Below are 17,526 nucleotides of genomic sequence, written 5' to 3' on the forward strand. Positions count from 1 at the left end.
TGCAGTTTAGTGTAGTCCGAAGGGGCGGCAGGTTCCAGACGGTTTTGTCGCAATTTTCCGGCGTAAGAATGATGGCTATTCGATACGGTTAATTGCGTCACAAGGTGGTTTAACTGGGCGGATAAGGACGAGATTGGAACATCATTGCGCCTCATTTACCCTTTAAAGATCATATGGATAAATGTCTTAAGGCTAGGAATAGCCTTCCTTGAACCGCGCTGTGCGTCAAATGGCAACCGCGTAGTGGGAGGTTGACGCCGCGATCGGGCGAAACGATCGAATCTTTTTAAAGACCATATAGGGAGGGCGCCTCTCCCGTCGCCGAGGTATCCGTAAGGGCGCCCCGTCTCATCGGTCCCAAGCGCGCCCGGTAGACGCCAGTCCCGCCGGATTGCCATCATGCGCAATCCGAGCAGATTACCGCCGCCAGCGTGTTGATGATGAGAGGCAGATGCAGCAGGCTTCCGCCCAATAGTACGTCGCGGGCAACACCGTCGCCGATACCAGTCAGCATCCCCAGCAACGCCCCCATGACTGGGCTCAACCCGTAAGCCAGCGCTTTTTCCGATCCCGCGACGGCGAAAAGCGCCAAACCGGCCGCATCGAGCACCCGAAGATGTCGAACCGCCGCCGGACCCCCGCCATCGCGCCGCTGAGTACAAAGGCGAAAGTCCCGCCAAGATCGAGAACGATCGTACGCAGCAGTTCATCGGTTGCCTACGCTTCGATCATGCCGCCGTCCAAACAGCCGACACTATGTTGCGTTTCACGCCATCGCGGCGATGACCGTTTCTTCTACGCCGGTTTCGAGCGTTAGGTGCAGGAGAGGCGCAAAATGCGGGCTGTGATTGACCGGCGGTTCGTTCAGCCGGCCCTTCGTCTTGGCCTTAGAATAAGCCGCCGGATGGTTGCCGCCGACGACGCCGGTTCCCCCGACGCCCGCCCGCGTATAGCCGATCTCCTCGAGTGTGCTTGTCGGCGTTCACTGGACGACCGATAGCCGGTTCGGCAGTTACGTCGGCAGGGATTACGGCGAGAGTCTGAGCTAAGATCCCAGCTATCGTTTTGATGAGGTTGCGAACGTTGATCAGGGCGCGCTCTGACGAGAAGGGTTGGCGCGATCAAGTCGGGCCGGCGCGGGTTTTACAAACATCCAGCAAGCGATCCGCAACCCATGCTGGTTCGGTCAGCATGAGGTCGTGCCCCGTGTCGATGTCCCAGACCCGTCCTTCGGACCGGTTGGTCAGGATTGCCATGTCCCGGCCGAAAATGGTGGATGTGCAAATGATATGAGTTTCCGGCACCGCCCGCATTCGCTGTTCGTTCGTCAGATGGAGCTTCTGGGTGAAGCATTTCCATGGCTGCGGTGTAAGTCGGCTATTCGTCCATTCGGCGAGGATTGGGTCGTGTATGCCGAAAAAGCCAGCGAACGCCGGGTCGGGCTTCATCACCAGTTCGACACCGTCCACGATATACATGCCGGGGCGCAAGGGATCGATCATTGCGAAGGCATGGTCGTGGAGCGACTCGCCGTCGTTCGGATAGGCTGCGTCGAGGTATACCCGGTGACCGACACGGTCGGTCGCTCGGTCGGCCACTCCGGTGATGACCATCCCGCCGTAGCTGTGGCCGACCAGAATGGCGTCGGTGATGTCTTCATGGAAAAGCAACTGCACCACGTCTTCGATGTGAGTGTCGAGGTCGATGCCTTGGTGAAGCTGGTGACTATGTTCACCCATACCCGGAAGCGATGGTGTGTGCACGACATGGCCGGCTTTTCGAAGAATCCCGGCAACGAACTTGTAGCACCAGCCGCCATGGCCGCCGCCATGTACCAGAACGAATGTCTTCATCGGTAGGTCCTCCTTGAGTGTGGGTGAGATATGTTTGAAGGCGCGGTTAAGGGGCTGGGGGGCGCTTCAGAACGGTTTCACGCGCGACGAACATCGCGGCTTTCGACATGTCCTGGAAGGTCGCTGCATGCGCTGCCGTCTTTATCCGGCCTTCGCGTTCATGCGCATCGGGCGGGCTGCCTCCAGGGCCTTCGCTTTCACCGATTCCGTCGAGCGCCGGGGCATCGCGCCCGAGGGTTCGCACCACGACATTCTGGACGTAGTATCCAGCGCCGCCCCTTTCCTTGCGCCAGGCCAGGGCAAGCTGTGCATGGGGGCCTCCCCATTCCCGCTCTAAGGCATCCGACGTGGTGCCCTGCTTGCGTGTCAGGGTGACCAGCACCTTGACTGTGGACGAGGGGTGCCCGGCCTGCAGCGTCTCGGCAGTATCGAGCAGGCGACGTTCCCGCACCAGGTAGATATCGACCGGGCATTGCTGGCCGAGACCGCTTGCGATGCGGCGTGACAGGTCCTGCAGGCGTGAGGATGCCGCGCTCACCTCGATCGCGCCGGCGAAGGTCGACGGCTTGCCCATGAGGTCGAGGTTAGCCGCCGGATCGGCAGGCCGGTCGATGCTGACGCGGTGTGTGGATCGGTCGTCGGCCAGCTGCCTGCCTATCACGTCCAGCCGGGAGTCGAGCGCGGGCATGTCGCATCCCCGAGAGCCGATCAACGCGATAAGCTTGTCTGGCCGCTCATGCGCCATCGCCGGCGTCGCCGGCAGCAGGGAGAGGAGTGCGGTGCCGGCCAGCGCCGATGTCGCATGCCGGATCATCGGGTCAGCTCGAAGACGTAGATGGACGAACTGGGCGTGGTCGGCACGGCTATCTCGGGGACCAGCGGCAGGTATCCGCCCGACAGCATCGTCCCGTATCCGGCGACGACCGCGATGTATTGTCGGCCGTCCACCGCGAAGCTGATCGGTGCTCCGGTCGGCACGTCGCCTAGTTTCATCGACCAGAGCAGCTTGCCGTCCTGGCTGTCGTAGGCCGAGAACACGCGGTCGAGACCGCCCGCGAAGACCAGTCCACCCGCCGTCGCCAGCACGCCGCTGGTCATGGGCGCGCGCTGAGTCGCGATCCAGCGGGTCTTGCGGGTGACGAGGTCGAATGCCTGCACGCGGCCATATCTGCCGTCGCTGTCGGGGCGCGGGGCCACGCTCCAGCGCACGCCGCTCGACAAGGGCGACATCTCACCCGGATCGACGGGTTCCATGACCATGCAGGCCGCGTTGAGCGGGAGGAACAGCGTCGTGCTATGGGGATCGTAAGATCCCGGAATCCAGTTCTTGGCGCCGTTCTGTGCCGGGCAGACGGTCGCGGTTTTGCCTTCGCCGGGCACGAGCGCGGCATTGACGGTCTTGCGCCCGGTGACCGGGTCGATCGCGGTGACAACGTTCTGCAGCCCGGCGTCGAGTGAGAAGAGGTACTTGCCCGTCGCTGCATTCAGCGCGTCGATGATCGCCATCTTGCCTGCCGTCACGACAGTCCGCGTCGTCTTGCCTTTCGCCGGCAAGTCTATGATCATCCGTTCATAGGCCCAGTCGAGGTCCCACTGGTCGTTCGTTTGGTGCTGGTAATACCAAGCGAGTTTTCCCGTTTCCGGCTTCAGTGCCAGCGTGGTGTCCGTGTAAAGCGCGTCGTTGGTTGTGCCGCGTTTGCCGATCGGCTTGGCCAGAGGTGCTGTATTGTAGGTGTTGCCTGTGCCGATGAAGACGAGATCGAGTGTGGGATCGTAGTACCCCGTCGTCCAAACCGAAGCGCCGCTGCGCTGCTCGAAGGGGATGTCGTTCCAGCTCTGCGTGCCCGGCTCGCCGGCCTGCGGCACCGCGTTGAAACTCCACGAAGGTTTGCCGTCGGTGGCCGAAAGTCCAAGGATGCGTCCATAGCCGCCGCAGGTTACGCATTTCACTTTGGCGGGGTCATGCGCTGCGGGCTCGCTGCTGACAGAGGCCTGCTGCGGCATTCGTTCGCCGCGGAACAGGCCTTCGATGACCGTTCCGTTCACTACCAGGGGGCCGCCCGAGGCCGGGCCGGTCGCGCTTTCCCATGCCACTTCGCCGGTCTTTACGTCCAACGCGACCATCTGGTTGTCGCCGGTCGCGAGATAGAGCCGTTCGCCGTAGAGCGCCATGTTGCGCTTTACCCGCATGGGCAGGCCGGAACTGGCGGCGGGCAGGGCGCGCTTGTAGGTCCAGAGTACGTCGCCGGTGGCCGCGTTCAGCGCATCGACCTGATCGCGGTTGCTGTAAACGAAGATCACGCCGTCATGGACCAGTGGCGTCGCCGCGTTGGGCCCGGCGGCGAGATTGAACGACCATGCGAGACGCAGACCGCGAACGTTGGTGCGATCGACCTCGGCCAGCGGACTAAAGCCATGTCCGTCCAACGTGCGCCGCCAGCTCAGCCAGTCGCCGTCCGCAGGCGCCTGTAGCATCGCATCGGTCACCGGCGACAGAGTTGCCGCCGGGTTCGGAGCCTGCGGCCATGGGGGCAGGGTGGCCGTAAGCGAAAGGCCGCCGCTTGTGTCGCCCGTATAGGGCAACCGCAGGGTCTGGAGTGTGCGATAGTCGCTCGACAACACCTCTCCGCTCGGCTTGAGGCCGTTCTCGCTGAGCACGAGGGCCATCAGCGCAGAGATCTCGTCGGGCGACAGCGAACCGGCGCCGCCGGGCGGCATGGTGTCGCGGATGTACTTGAACAGGGCACCTAGCGAACTGCCGCCCCCGCCCCACCGCCCCATGAAGGTACGACCCTTGAGCGGGCGCGAAGCGGTGCCGCTGAGGTCTGCGCCGTGGCATGCGGCGCAGCGCGCATCATAGAGTTCCCGTCCATGCCGAACCTGGGCGTCGTTGAAGCTGATGGGCTTGAACATGACCGCAGCCGGCTGTCCGATATCCGCCGAGGCATAGCTGGCGGCCAGCGCGCCGATTGCCGTTGCAAGCACGATGCGGGCGAAGGGGGGGCGTCTGCCTGTCGTCATTGTCTCTCACCATCAGTATTTTGTGTACACACTGTATTGTGCAAGACATACTGTCCATTAGATTTTACGGTTCAATCGGGGCGAGGAAGGCATCGCCGTCCCGGTGAAGTTGCTGGAGGTCAGAATAAAAATGGTGAAATCAACGCGATGCATTACGGTCACGGCGGTATCGAGTGCGTATTCGAGATGGGCATGACGATGGCGGAGCGCAGTCTTTCGAGACTTCTTTGCGCCATCGCAGCACTATGTGTTGTAGCCTTGGCGATGGAAGGGGCCGCGCTGGCGGATGCGCCTGCACAGGCACGCGGCGCGGTGATCTATCGGCAGCGTTGCCAGGTCTGTCATGCGGGGCCGGAACAGTCAGGGCCTATGGGCCCCGGCCTCAACGGCGTGGTTGGGCGCAAGGCCGGGAGTACCGGCTATGCCTATTCAGCCGCCTTGAAGCGCTCGGAGCTGACGTGGAGCAAGGCCAATCTCGACAGCTTTTTGTCGGGTCCTGATAAGCTGGTGCCCGGCACCCGGATGGTGGTCGCGATGCCGGACGCGAAACAGCGCGGCGACCTGGTGGAATATCTCGCAAGCCTGCGATGAGCAGGCTGCACGAAGCGAAAGAGGGAAAAGGAAGAATGGTCCTGAAAGTCGGTATCATCAGTGCGAATTGGGGTACTTTCGCGCATCTGCCGGCATGGCGCGCGGTACCCGGCGTCGAAGTCACCGCCATCTGCACGTCGAGGCAGGAGACCGCCGAAGCGGCGGCTCGGACACATGGCATAGCGCGCGCATTCTGGGATGCGGAAGCGATGGCTGCCGATCCCGAAATCGACATTCTCGATTGCGGCACCCGCCCCAACATTCGTCATTCCATGGTGCTGGCGGCCTTGCGCAACGGCAAGCACGTGTACAACGGGATTCCCTTCGCCGCCGATCTGGAAAGCGCCCGCAGCTTGCGTGACGCTTCGGCCGAAAGCGGGGCGGTGGCCGTAGCGGATGCCTATGGGCAATGGCTGCCGGCAAACCGGGTTGCCCGGCAGATGATAGACGATGGGTTCCTCGGGCAGCCTTTCGGCGGAACCTGCGTGTTCAACATGTCGCTGTTCAACCGGCCCGATCCGCATTTCCCTTACAACTGGTTCGCGCAAGGCGGGCAGGGCGTGTCGGCGGTGCGCAACCTGGGCAGCCATGCGCTGCACATGCTCTATTTCCTGTTCGGTCCCGTTGAGGAATTGGTGGCGGTGGACCAGCGTCTGTTGGACCGATGGAGCTTTCCAGACGGCAGCGCGATCACGCCCGAAACCAGCGATTTCGCCAGCATGATAGTGCGGTTCGCCAGCGGCATGGTTCTTCAGTTCCAGGTCTCGTGGAACGCTCCGCTGGGGCGCGGCTGGCATCTGGACTTTTACGGCAGCGAAGGGCGGATGGTGATCGAGGCACCCAGTTTTCCCACCGCGAAGGACACCGTCCTTTACGCGGGTACACTGGCTACGGGCGACGTGCGGGGCCATAAAGGCTTGCAGCGCGTTGACCTGCCGGATGCGCTGTTCCGGGCATCGCAAGTGAGCATCGATGCCGACATGCCGGTGCCGCCCTGCTACCCGATGGCGCTGTCGATGGAGGCGATGGTCGGTGCGATTGCAGGGAAGGGCAAGGCTCATCCCGATTTTGCACAGGCTTGGGAAATCGAACGCGTCCAGGAAGCTATACGCCTTTCCTCGGCTGAGCGGCGCTGGGTCAAGATGACTGAAATCGCATAGCAGGCTGGGCGGGCTTGGGCGATTGCGGGCAGAACGTCCTGCCCGAAATCGTTTCCCGTGCGATCATCTCGTGGGTTGCGCCTCGTTCATTGATAGCTGTGGTGAAGATTGCCCGGCCATAACGCCAGGTAGTCGGTGTTCCACGCGGCCACCGTGGCGCCGTAGCCATAGGCGCGGTGCATGCCGATCTCGCTCGCGCGGCCGTCGTAGATGTGGCCGCGCGATAGGCTCAGGTAGAGGCCGTCGCACAGGTGCGGGTCGGTCAGCGCGCCTTCCTCGTCGAAGCTGAACCCGTTGATCCAGCCCATGTCCTGGTTGACCCAGCAGTCGGGTTCGCCATCGATTGCTCGACGTCGGTGATGTCCATGACGCCCTTCTGGTCTGCATCGGCCATATCCCGTTCGTCCTCGCGAATCCACGCGCGGTTGGGCAGGCCCGGACCTTCGCTGGTTCCCCGTTGGCAGGCATAATCGCGCAATCGCCGGGGCGTGGCTTTACCTATGAGGGCAAAGTTTGGCGCCGTGCATACGGAGCCGATGCCGCACGCAGCTGGGTGGGAGATTGTCCGAACCAGCGGCGGCAGCTTCGCGAGAAGACGGCCTGCTCGGCAAAGCCCAGCTTTTCGGAAATGCGACGGAAATCGATCTGGGTCTGGCGCAGGTAGTAAAGGGTCAGATCACGGCGCACGTCGTCCTTCACCTCCTGAAAGGTCGTACCCTCGTCCTTGAGGCGGCGGCGCAGAGTGCGATTATGGATGTTCAGCGCGCGCGCGACCTCGCTGCTAGCGCAATCGCCGTGTGTGAGCCGGCGCATGATGAGGCCGCTCACTTCCGCGTTGAAAGGCAGTCTCCTCTTCGGGAAATGCGTTTCGATATAGGCAGTCAACTCCCGATGGACGTCTTCATTCTGGCTAAGGGCGGGGCTGGACAAATCCTGCGCCGAGAACGTCAGGCCATCGGCTGGCTCCCCGAAGCGCACTTCGCAGCCGAAATAACGGCGATAGTTCCCGGAGGATGATTTCGGCTCATGGCGGAAGTGGACGCAGCGCGCGCGGGCATAGCCGCCGGTCATTTCCATCGCCTCGAGGTGCCCTATCAACAGGATCTGCTCGATGGCCTGGATACGTTCGCCGCTGCTTTCCAGGAATAGTTCGTGACCGGCGAACACCGTACCTTCGGGCCCGGTTTGCAGCCAGACGCGTGCTGCGCGGCTGTGAGCACCGATGTTTTCGCTTGCGAAGCGAAGGGCATCGCCGAACGTTCTCGAATTGCGCATCGTGCGGCCGAGTGGCCCGAAGATCGCACCGCCGCGTTGACGCAGAGCCAGGCGCATCCCGAAGTCTCGGCATTCAAGCCGGCGTGCTGCTGTGTCCAGCAGCCGGATCGCTTCGGGGTAGGTCAGGTCGACGGCATCGTCGCGGAAGGTTTCGGGCCGGATGCCTGCCAATGTTAGTATCTCGGTGCAATTTCCGCCCAAAGTGCTCACCACTTCCGGGAAATGGCGCAACAGCGGAATATTGAGCTTCACAAATTCCGCGTCGGCGATCAGTGACATCCGGCTCCCCCTTTGCGCTGCTGTGAATGCACGGCGATCAGCGATTTTTCGCTTGTTCAGCACTTTTGGCAGGAACGTTGGCTGCCTCTTTTGGCCACATTGGTCAAGCCACGCCTGCAAAACTAATGCAGATGAGCCTATGACAGGGAGGGGGTTGCGAACAATAACCGACGAACCTTCCGCGCGCAGTATTCACGGACCGGCACGGTCCGCCGGAGGGAAACGATGACTGAACCCGTAATGAAGGCCGCCGTTTCGCTGTTGGCCATGGCCGCCGCGATCTCGGCGTTCCCGGCAATGGCGCAGGACAGCGGCACGGGTGATGTCGCCAACGAAATCATCGTTACCGCACAGCGGCGCGAGGAGGTGTCCCGAGACGTGCCGATCAGCGTGACTACGCTTGGGCAGGAGCAGCTTCAGTCCGCCAACGTCCGCCAGCTTTCGGACACCGCAAAGCTGACGCCGGGCCTGCGCTTCGACTCCCAAGGGCCGGCGGTACAGCCGACGATCCGGGGCGTCGGCACGGCCATCACGACTTCGGGCGGCGGGCCGAACGTGGGCATCTATGTCGACGGTTTTTTCCAGGCCAACACATACATGTCGGATTTCGACCTGCTCAACGTGCGCAGCATCCAGGTACTCAAAGGTCCGCAAGGTACACTGTTCGGCCGCAATACGACTGGCGGCGCGATCATCGTCACCACTGCCGAGCCAAGTACCGAAACGAGCGCGCAGGCCAAGGTCAGCTACGGGCGCTTCAACTCGCTCAAGGCACAGGCTTATGTGACCTACGGTATTAGTGATCGCGTAGCGCTGGACATCGAGGGGCTATATCGGCGCGGTGACGGATACATCACCGATGTCAGCAACGATGACGACAAAGTCGGAAAGTACGAGAACTGGTCGCTGCGTGTCGGGCTGAAGGCGGAACTGACCGACGACGTCTCGGTTCTGTTACGCTGGGTCCATGCGGAGACAGACGACCCCACCACCCAGCTTGTGAACGCCTATGTCGACAAGAGCGGCGGTGCCGGATTCTTCGGCAAGGTTTCGCCTGCCGGTCTTGCGATATACGGCGTGTCCAGTTCCAAGGGCTTGCCGCTCGTCGGCTACGGCACGCCCGCTTCGGCCTACGCCACAAGGCCTGGCGAAGTGCTGCTTAACAAGCCGCTCAGCTTCCGTACCAATTCGGATGCCCTTCAGGGAACCATCAGCGCGGATCTCGGCTTTGCGGACCTCACCAGCTACACCCAGTACCGCAAGGATCTTTCGCCCTATTATGGTGATCTTGACGCGACCGCGATCCCGGCGTTCAACATCTTCGTTGGGGTCAATGACGAGACTTGGAGCCAGGAGTTCCTGTTGAATTCCAAGCCGGGCGGGCGGCTGCAGTGGACTGCCGGCCTGAACTACTTCCAGATTCGTGACACCTGGACGATCGGCGCTTCGTTCGGTGGCGCGCCGTTCTCCCCCTTCGGCGGTTCGAGCACGAAGACAACGTCCTACGCGGCTTTCCTCGACGCGACCTACGAGGTCAACGACCGCTTCTTTGTCACCCTGGGTGGCCGCTATAGCCATGACGTGGTCGGCGATGCTTATTTCACCGCCAACTTCACCACGCCGCTGACCGGCTACACCGGTCCCGAGGGACAGAACGTGCCGTTCACCGGCAGCTCGGGGGACCGGGTCGCGGTGAATACGCTGAAGAATGACAGCTTCATTCCGCGCGTGGTGCTGCGCTACAAGCCAAGCGAAGAATCGAGCGTCTACGGCTCGTTCACACGCGGCTACAAGGCGGGAATCCTCAACGTGGGTGGCTATTCGCAGCAGCCGGTCAAGCCTGAGAAGATCAACGCCTTCGAGGTCGGGTACAAGTTCGACAACCGGACACTGCAGGTGGACCTTGCGGGCTTCTATTACGACTACAAGAATCTTCAGGTGTCCAGCTATCAGGACGGCGCGGCGCAGATCCGCAACGCTGCGTCCTCGGAAATCTACGGCGCGGAAGCTCAGGTCCGCTATGCCATCAGCCGCGACTTCAACATCAACGGGGGCGTGGCCTGGACCCATGCGCGATACAAGTCGTTCCCGAATGCACCGTACTACGGGTACTGCGACCCGGCGGTCACCGACTTTTCCAATCCGATGAACTGTGCGTATTCCGGCACCCAGAGCGCAGGCGGTATCGTCCAGGCCTCGATCGATGCATCGGGCTACAAGATGCAGCGCGCGCCCGAGTTCACCGGCAACATCGGCGCGAGCTATGGCTTCGATCTTGCGGGCGGTCGGACTTTGCTTTCAGGTAATCTCTACTACACGTCCAGCTTCTACTTCGACCCGGAACAGCAGTTTCGTCAGAAGGGCTACGAGGTATTGAGCCTACGTGCGCAGTGGACCGACCCAGCGGACATGTTTACGATCGCGGTCTTCGGGGACAACGTCACCAACCGGCGTTATCGGACACAGGTCCTCTTCAACACGTTGGGCACCGGCTCGGTCTGGAATTCCCCGGTGACTTATGGCGTGGAAGTAGGGGTGAAGTTCCGTTGATGCGAACCTGAAGGGGTAGATGAATGGACGGAGATGACCTCGGTGCATCGGCGCTACGGATTGAGAGGGACGGTCCGATAGCGTGGTGCGTGATCGACCGGCCGCATGCGCGTAACGCCCTTACTCCGGCGATGTACTTTGGTATCAAGCGCGCTGTGAGGCTCGTCAATACCGACCCGGAACTTCGTGCGCTCATCATCACCGGGACGGACGACGTCTTTTCGCCCGGGGGTGATCTGGGCGGCCGCTATGAGCCCGGAGACGAGCGCGTCCCCGAGGGACTGAGTTACGAAAGTCTTCCGTTCATCAGCATCCGAGAAAGCACTGCGCCGGTGATCGCGGCCGTCAACGGCATCTGCCAGGCTGGAGGGCTATTGATCGCAATGATGGCGGACATCGCCGTGGTGAGCGAGCGAGCGAGCTTCCGCGTGCCCGAACTGCTGCGTGGAATTATCGATTCCTCTTACGCGGCAATGCTGCCTGCCCACGTCGGCCTTGCTACCGCACGCGATCTGTTGCTTTCCGCACGCACCATCGACGCACGCGAAGCACAGCGCATAGGGTTGATATCGCGGGTCGTGCCGCACGACGAATTGCGCGAAGCGGCTTTGCAGGCGGTGCGTGAAGTCCTGATGACCGCGCCGGAGGCACGCACGCATGTCAAGCGCATGCTCAACCAGCAGTATGGTGCGATAGACTACCAGACCATGTTCTGGTCGTTGCAGCATTCCGATGAACCGCGAGAAGGTATGCGCGCCTTCATGGAAAAGCGTCCGCCTGCGTGGATACCGGAAGGATTGGACGTTCCGAAGCCGTGAAAAATGCGGGCGCAGAGGCGATGATCCCGGATTCTGCATCTCTGTCCGCATCGGTCAAATCGGGAGCAGCCGGATCGGCTAGAACCTGAACAAGCCGCCCTCGATAGAGGCGGATCAAGGAGAGGCATGATGGAGCAGGTTTTACGCGAGATGCTGGACCGCGAGGCCATCCGCTCGTGCGTGGCGCGGCTGGCACGAGGCGAGGACCGGCGCAGCGCCGATCTCATACGCTCGTGCTGGTGGCCTGAGGCGCGGTTCGACTACGGCGTGCACAACGGGGATTTCGAAACCTATCTCGCGTGGGTCGTGCCCGGCGCCGACGCCATCAAGGACACGCAGCATCTGCTGGGTCAGACGCATGTCGAACTGGCCGGCGACCTCGCCAGGGCCGAAACGCACGTATTCTCCTACCACCGCGTCGATATGGGACAGGGAGACCGCGATACCTGCATCGGCGGTCGCTATCTCGATACCTTTGAAAAGCGCGCCAATGAAGCGGGTTCGCCCGAATGGCGCATCGCCGACCGCGTGATGCTCTACGATTGGGAGCAGGACTGGGGCGCCGCGGCAGACTGGTCGAAGGGGGTGATGGGCTATCCCTTTACAGCCGAGCACTTCCCAGGCAGCGCCAAGGGCGATTTCTCCGAGCACTGGTTTGCGGGAGACAAGGCATGAGCGCGCCGCTCGCGGGTAAGGTCGCGCTCGTCACAGGTGCGAGCCGGGGTATCGGCAAGGGAATCGCGCTTGTACTCGCCGAGCAGGGCGCGATCGTCTATGTGACGGGCCGCACGGTTCGGGAGGGCGACTATTATCTCCCCGGCACCGTCGGGGGCACTGCGGCCGAGTGCGATGCGCGCGGCAAGGACAGCGGGGGCGGCGGCATTGCCGTTGCTTGCGACCACGGCGACGATACGGCGGTGGGGGCGCTCTTTGCGCGCATCGCTTCGGAGCAGGGCAGGCTCGACATTCTTGTCAACAACGCCTTCACACTCTCCGACGATCTGCTGACGCCCAAGGGCTTCTGGGAAAAGCCGCTGGCCAATCTCGAGATGTGGGATGTCGGCGTCAAATCCAACTACGTTGCTGCCTGGCACGCAGCGAAAATTATGGCGCCGCAGAAGTCTGGCCTGATCGTGGCAATTTCGGGCTTTGCTGCGGTGACTTATACCTACGGCGTGATCTTCGGGACCTCGAAGTCGGCGGTGGACCGCATGGCGCGCGACATGGCGATCGAACTTGAGCCGCACGGCGTTGCCTCGCTCACTTTGTGGCAGGGGCTGACGCTGACCGAGAAGGCCAGGGATAACCTCGCGAAGATGGGCGACAGGATGACCAAGTCCATTACCTCTATGCAGGGCAGCAGCGTCGAGCACCCCGGCCGGGTGGTCGCTGCGCTTGCCGCCGATCCCGATGTCATGAAGCGCTCGGGTGGAGAGTTCGTGACGGCCGAATTGGCGCAGGAATACGGCCTGACCGATGTCGACGGTGCGGTCATCGCTTCGGCCCGCGCGACGCGCGGGTCGCCGATCTGGAAACCGATCTCGGAGGTGGACTACCGTGGCAAGTGATCAGCCGATGGAGCATCCAAATGACCGTGATGCGCGCATCGACGCGATGTTGGACAAGCAAGACATCCGTGAGTGCCTTGCGCGCTTCTCACGCGGGATGGACCGTTTCGACCGCAGCATCTACCTCTCGGCGTTCTGGGACGATGCGGAGATGGCGGCTGGTCCGTTCGTTGGCAGCGCGGCGGACTGCTGGGACTGGGCCGTGCCGATGCACGAGGCGGGGCAGATCGTTACACACCACTCGCTGCTGCAGACTTCCATCGACCTTGACGGACACACCGCGCATTCCGAAACCTACTATCAATTTGTCGGGCGCAATCACGACGAGAGTCTGTGGATCGCGGGCGGCCGCTACATAGACCGGCTTGAGCGGCGCGGTGGTATCTGGCGGATCGCGCTGCGGACCAACGTGATCGAGTGGGGCTGTTTGCCACCTCCCATGCCGCTCCCCTTCGCGGATGTTCTCGACATCGCCGTGAACGGGGTGTCTTCGCGCAGCATGGCCGACCCGTCCTACCAGCGCCCGCTGGTCAACCGGCGCGCGCCTGCCAATCCGGTGAAAGCCTGATGGGTGCGCTGACTGGCAAAGTTGCGGTCATCACCGGTGCCAGTCGGGGCATCGGCAAGGGCATCGCCTGCGCGCTGGCCGATCACGGTGCGACGGTTTACGTGACTGGCAGGACGGTTAGCCCCGGAGGGCACGTGCTTCCCGGATCGCTCGAGGAAACCGTGGCGCAAGTGAATGCGCGCGGTGGCAAGGGCGTGGCGATCGCCATGGACCTGCTCGACGATGCTCAGATCGCCAAAGTCTTCGAGCGCGTCCAACGCGATGAGGGGCGGCTCGATGTGCTGGTCAACAATGCGATGGCCATTCCTGATGCGATGACACAACGTGTCGGTTTTTGGGAAAAACCGCTCGCCGAGGAGTGGCAGATCTGGGACACCGGGATGCGGGCTGCCTACATCGCTGCCTGGCATGCTGCGCGTATCATGGTGCCGCAGGGCTCGGGGTTGATAGCGGCGCTTTCGGGATATGTCGGGGTGACCTATACCTATGACGTCGTCTTCGGCACGACCAAGTCCGCTACCGATCGCATGATGCGCGACTTCGGTCATGAATTGCAGGGGACGGGCGTAAGCGCCGTGTCGTTGTGGCAGGGTTTCACTTATACCGAGCGGGCGACCGAGAACCTCAAGTCGGTCCCGGGAATGGCCGGTCAACTCAACAGCGCAGTCGGTTCCTCGCCGGAGTTCCCTGGGCGCGTGATTGCAGCCTTGGCGATGGACCCGCAGGTCTCCGCGAAATCGGGCGGAACCTTCATCAACGCAGAACTCGCATCCGAGTATGGAGTGACCGACAAGGACGGACGCGAGATCCCATCCCTGCGCGCTAGCCGGGGCGCGCCGCTATGGGCTGCCGGAGATACGACCTGGAGAACGGCATGACTGCCTCGGAAAACTGGCGCCGGTTCGATGGGCGCGTCGTCGTCATAACTGGCGGAGCGCGGGGGCTTGGCTTCGCCTATGCGCAGCTGCTGGGCTCGCTCGGCGCCAGGATCCTCATCAACGACAACGGGAGCGCGATGTCGGGTTCAGGCGGCGATGCTGGCCCAGCGGAGGAATCCGCGCGTGCCCTTCGTGCAGCCGGCTACGAAGCGGTAGCTTGTACGCATAGTGTCGTGACGCCTGAGGGCGGCAAGGCCATCGTCGATGCGGCCCTCGACTCTTTCGGCCGTATCGATGTGCTGATCGCCAGCGCCGGCAATGTGCGCAATGGCGGGCTTGATGCCATCAGCAACGAAGATTTTCGCGCGGTGCTCGATGTCCATCTGCTAGGCGCGTTCAACGTCGTGCGCCCCGCTTTCGAATGGATGGCGGCAAAGGGTTATGGCCGCGTGGTCCTTAGCGGATCGATCGGTGGCCTCTATTCGATCGCGCACGGCGTGAACTATGCGATGGCGAAGTCGTCCATGATTGGCCTCAACAACATGATTGCGATCGAGGGCGCGGATCGGGGTGTGAAGTCGAACGTGATCCTGCCCGGTGCGGTCACGCGCATGGCCGAAGGGCTCGACGTGACGCAGTACCCGCCAATGGGACCGGAACTCGTTGCCCCCGTGGTCGCCCTGTTGGCTCACGAAAGCTGCCCGGTCTCGGGTGAACTCTACGTGTCGATGGCGGGGCGCATCGCTCGTGCTTTCGTCACGGAGACAAAAGGCGTTTATCGTCCCGAATGGACAATCGACCAGGTCGCTGCGGACATGGATGCCATTCGCGACGAAGGCGTGCGGTGGACATTCCACCCGGTTGAAAACGGCTTTGCAGAACACATGGCAAAGAGCTTTGCACTGCCGCGCGATGCGTTATCCCAGCACTGAGATTACTATCTCACGCAATTCAATCTGATTGATTACCGCTGAGACGCGATCGTGGCCTCAGTTGAGGCCTTGTTCGCTTAGTACGTTTGAGCCAGGCCTGCCTGCTCGACCAGCCTTTCGCTTTCCAGCCAGAAGCGATCGAGAATGCTTTGGTCTTCGACGATCGGGTTCGGCGCGCGCGGCGCGCGGCGGAACCAGTATCCGCCGCTGGTTTGCCTGCCTTCGTCGTCTGTTGCCAGCCAGACTAGGGTATCCGCGCCTTCCTCTTCGGTCGCCTTGGCGAGATCGCGTGTGCGCTCCTGTGTCGCCTGCGGTGCGTAGGAAAAGAAGTTCGATTCCACCGCGCCGGGGTGAACGGCGTGTACGACGATCCCGTCTTCGCGGAGCCGCATTGCGAGCGCCCGCGTGAACAGGACGTTGGCAAGCTTGCCGGTGCAATAGGCGAGGCCCGGGTCGAAACGCTTCAGGCTCTGCAGGTCGTCGAGGTTGATGGCCGGGATCATCTCGCTTGCGTCGGATGCCGTGTTGAGGATGCGAACCATACCCGCCTCCCTTTCCATCGCTGCGCTGCGCAGCAGCGGAAGGAGTTCGTTGGTGAGCACGAACGGCCCCAGATGGTTACCCGCGAAATTCGCTTCCAGACCCTCGGAAGTGAGAACCATCTCGCTCGCCATGCCGCCGGCATTGTTGACCAGCAGGTCGATGCGATCGGTGAGTTCCTCGATCCGCCGAGCGGTTTTACGTGCCGCCGCGATGAGTGACAGGTCAGCGTGGATCATATCGACGGCGCCTGTTACGGAAAGGGCGGCAATCTCTGCCTTGGCTGCAGCCATGCGGGCAGGATCGCGTCCGGTCCCGATAACGCGCCAACCCTGGCGTGCCAGCGCCTTGGAGACTTCCTTGCCGATCCCGGAACTTGCGCCGGTTACGACCGCCACTGGCGTTGATATTCTTGTCACTGCCGTGCTCCGTCGAAAAGGCGCCTGCGCGTCCATGCACGATGGCGGACATGGCAATCAAGGGCCCCGCCAGCGTGGCGGCGATGGTTGGTGCCGCTTTTCCGGGGGAGCCAAAAGATCGAGCCTGACATACCACGATAGGGGACATTGCGCAGCGGAGCGTACCGGTATTGTCCTACATGACCGAAACCCCGACGCGCCATTCATGGCTGTAATGGTAGGCCCGGACGTCGCGAACTCGCGGAGCGAATGACGAATGCGTGCGCGTTCGGCCAGCGTCTTGTCTACTATCTGCTGCGCGGTATTGCCGAGCACGAGGCTCGTCGGCCGGACCAGTGCCGCCAGACCAGTGGCAGTTCCTTTTCGCCCTTGGATTGCTAATCCTTCAGTTGTGGAAGCGAGGGTTCGGGCGTGTGATAGAGCCCGGTATTTGACATCGATTGAATGACCCTGAGATTGTCGATCGCGGCTTTAGTCTCTGGGGGCAGGTCGTCGAAAGCGGCGTAACAATTAGAGAACTCGGTGTTGTCGCCCCGGGGTAGGCAAAACCTTACCGGTAAGATCGAGCACCGGCTTGGTGCCGGGTTCATCGTGTCATCGATGCGCCAGAACAGTGAACGCTTGAGGTGTTCGACGGCCTCTTTGTTGATCTCAGGGGCGATCAAATGCCAATGTCATTGCCCGAGCTTTGCCGTGAAAACCCTCAAGCAGAATAGCGTGGCCATGGTGGCTATCAGCAGATCAGATGCTGTCGCGTCGGAATGGGAGCTGGCGCATCGGACCCCGGTTTGATCGTCGGTTTGGGGTTGTGGAGAAGTCGTGGAAAACTTTGGTTTGACCGAATCGCGGGTGGCTCTTAGAGGGCTGTTCACCGCAGCGGCCCATCTGGTTGTTGCCGCGGTCGCCGACATTGGACGGGCATCTGGCTCTCTCCCTAATCGCAAGAAGCGGGGGATGAGTGGTTGTCCGGGTTTTTTGTCTGGTTGTGCTTTTTGACATTGTAGGTTTTTGATGAAGGGACATGTGGGCGACGGCGCCTGCTCCCGGGGCTTCAGGGCTCGGGGTGGCAGTATT

General features: G+C 62.0%; 18 protein-coding genes. 9 read left to right on the plus strand and 9 right to left on the minus strand.

All coding sequences use genetic code 11. The features are described 5' to 3' along the window. Positions 1–397 precede the first annotated feature (397 nt). The 5 genes from GVL61_RS24845 to GVL61_RS21405 all read right to left on the minus strand — a co-directional run bounded on the left by GVL61_RS24845 (position 398) and on the right by GVL61_RS21405 (position 4,874). A complete protein-coding gene (locus tag GVL61_RS24845) occupies positions 398–610 on the minus strand; it encodes a TRIC cation channel family protein (RefSeq protein ID WP_235037824.1) in 213 nt (70 codons plus the stop codon). Next, the gene (locus tag GVL61_RS25500) at positions 541–705 is read right to left on the minus strand and encodes a TRIC cation channel family protein (RefSeq protein WP_368667140.1); all 165 of its coding nucleotides are present in this window, start codon (positions 703–705) and stop codon (positions 541–543) included. The genes GVL61_RS24845 and GVL61_RS25500 overlap by 70 nt, the downstream gene beginning before the upstream one ends. Before the next feature lie 416 nt (positions 706–1,121). Then, entirely contained in the window at positions 1,122–1,853 is a 732-nt protein-coding gene (locus tag GVL61_RS21395) for an alpha/beta hydrolase (RefSeq protein WP_159982740.1), read from the minus strand. A gap of 46 nt (positions 1,854–1,899) precedes the next feature. After that, complete coding sequence (locus tag GVL61_RS21400; RefSeq protein WP_159982742.1) at positions 1,900–2,667, minus strand: hypothetical protein; 768 nt, start codon at positions 2,665–2,667, stop codon at positions 1,900–1,902. After that, positions 2,664–4,874: a PQQ-binding-like beta-propeller repeat protein gene (locus tag GVL61_RS21405; RefSeq protein WP_159982744.1), complete on the minus strand. Its 2,211-nt coding sequence runs from the start codon at positions 4,872–4,874 to the stop codon at positions 2,664–2,666. The genes GVL61_RS21400 and GVL61_RS21405 overlap by 4 nt, the downstream gene beginning before the upstream one ends. Positions 4,875–5,021: 147 nt before the next feature. Here GVL61_RS21405 and GVL61_RS21410 point away from each other — a divergent pair, with 147 nt between their 5' ends. Together GVL61_RS21410 and GVL61_RS21415 are read left to right on the plus strand one after the other, a co-directional pair. Next, the gene (locus GVL61_RS21410) at positions 5,022–5,465 is read left to right on the plus strand and encodes a cytochrome c family protein (RefSeq protein WP_159982746.1); all 444 of its coding nucleotides are present in this window, start codon (positions 5,022–5,024) and stop codon (positions 5,463–5,465) included. A gap of 35 nt (positions 5,466–5,500) precedes the next feature. Further along, complete coding sequence (locus GVL61_RS21415; protein WP_159982748.1) at positions 5,501–6,625, plus strand: Gfo/Idh/MocA family protein; 1,125 nt, start codon at positions 5,501–5,503, stop codon at positions 6,623–6,625. Between the two features lie 86 nt (positions 6,626–6,711). Here GVL61_RS21415 and GVL61_RS21420 read toward each other — a convergent pair whose 3' ends face one another. Both GVL61_RS21420 and GVL61_RS21425 read right to left on the minus strand, forming a co-directional pair. Beyond that, positions 6,712–6,933, minus strand: a complete 222-nt coding sequence (locus GVL61_RS21420) for a hypothetical protein (RefSeq protein WP_200844913.1) — start codon at positions 6,931–6,933, stop codon at positions 6,712–6,714. Positions 6,934–7,123: 190 nt separating this feature from the next. Further along, positions 7,124–8,179 carry an AraC family transcriptional regulator gene (locus tag GVL61_RS21425; RefSeq protein ID WP_159982750.1) on the minus strand — a complete coding sequence of 352 codons (1,056 nt, stop codon included), beginning with the start codon at positions 8,177–8,179 and terminating at the stop codon, positions 7,124–7,126. 225 nt (positions 8,180–8,404) lie between these two features. On the opposite strand from GVL61_RS21425, the gene GVL61_RS21430 reads away from it, so the two are divergent. From GVL61_RS21430 to GVL61_RS21460, 7 genes are all read left to right on the plus strand, one after another. Then, positions 8,405–10,729 carry a TonB-dependent receptor gene (locus GVL61_RS21430; protein ID WP_159982752.1) on the plus strand — a complete coding sequence of 775 codons (2,325 nt, stop codon included), beginning with the start codon at positions 8,405–8,407 and terminating at the stop codon, positions 10,727–10,729. A gap of 23 nt (positions 10,730–10,752) precedes the next feature. Continuing rightward, on the plus strand, positions 10,753–11,547 hold the full coding sequence (locus GVL61_RS21435; protein WP_159982754.1) for an enoyl-CoA hydratase/isomerase family protein: 795 nt from the start codon (positions 10,753–10,755) through the stop codon (positions 11,545–11,547). Between the two features lie 129 nt (positions 11,548–11,676). Then, on the plus strand, positions 11,677–12,222 hold the full coding sequence (locus GVL61_RS21440; protein WP_159982756.1) for a nuclear transport factor 2 family protein: 546 nt from the start codon (positions 11,677–11,679) through the stop codon (positions 12,220–12,222). After that, complete coding sequence (locus GVL61_RS21445) at positions 12,219–13,115, plus strand: SDR family NAD(P)-dependent oxidoreductase (protein ID WP_159982758.1); 897 nt, start codon at positions 12,219–12,221, stop codon at positions 13,113–13,115. Before GVL61_RS21440 ends, GVL61_RS21445 begins: the two co-directional genes overlap by 4 nt. Beyond that, the gene (locus GVL61_RS21450) at positions 13,105–13,683 is read left to right on the plus strand and encodes a nuclear transport factor 2 family protein (RefSeq protein ID WP_235037825.1); all 579 of its coding nucleotides are present in this window, start codon (positions 13,105–13,107) and stop codon (positions 13,681–13,683) included. The genes GVL61_RS21445 and GVL61_RS21450 overlap by 11 nt, the downstream gene beginning before the upstream one ends. Further along, the gene (locus GVL61_RS21455) at positions 13,683–14,561 is read left to right on the plus strand and encodes an SDR family NAD(P)-dependent oxidoreductase (protein WP_159982760.1); all 879 of its coding nucleotides are present in this window, start codon (positions 13,683–13,685) and stop codon (positions 14,559–14,561) included. Before GVL61_RS21450 ends, GVL61_RS21455 begins: the two co-directional genes overlap by 1 nt. Continuing rightward, on the plus strand, positions 14,558–15,493 hold the full coding sequence (locus GVL61_RS21460) for an SDR family NAD(P)-dependent oxidoreductase (protein ID WP_159982762.1): 936 nt from the start codon (positions 14,558–14,560) through the stop codon (positions 15,491–15,493). The genes GVL61_RS21455 and GVL61_RS21460 overlap by 4 nt, the downstream gene beginning before the upstream one ends. Positions 15,494–15,570: 77 nt before the next feature. On the opposite strand, the gene GVL61_RS21465 is transcribed toward GVL61_RS21460, so the two are convergent. Next, positions 15,571–16,452 (minus strand): SDR family NAD(P)-dependent oxidoreductase, encoded by an 882-nt coding sequence (locus GVL61_RS21465; protein ID WP_235037826.1) that lies wholly within the window; start codon positions 16,450–16,452, stop codon positions 15,571–15,573. 377 nt (positions 16,453–16,829) lie between these two features. Beyond that, on the minus strand, positions 16,830–17,117 hold the full coding sequence (locus tag GVL61_RS21470; protein WP_159982766.1) for a TauD/TfdA family dioxygenase: 288 nt from the start codon (positions 17,115–17,117) through the stop codon (positions 16,830–16,832). Positions 17,118–17,526: the final 409 nt, after the last annotated feature.

Source organism: Novosphingobium sp. 18050 (genome assembly GCF_902706195.1).
In the GTDB taxonomy this organism is placed as follows: Bacteria; Pseudomonadota; Alphaproteobacteria; order Sphingomonadales; family Sphingomonadaceae; genus Novosphingobium.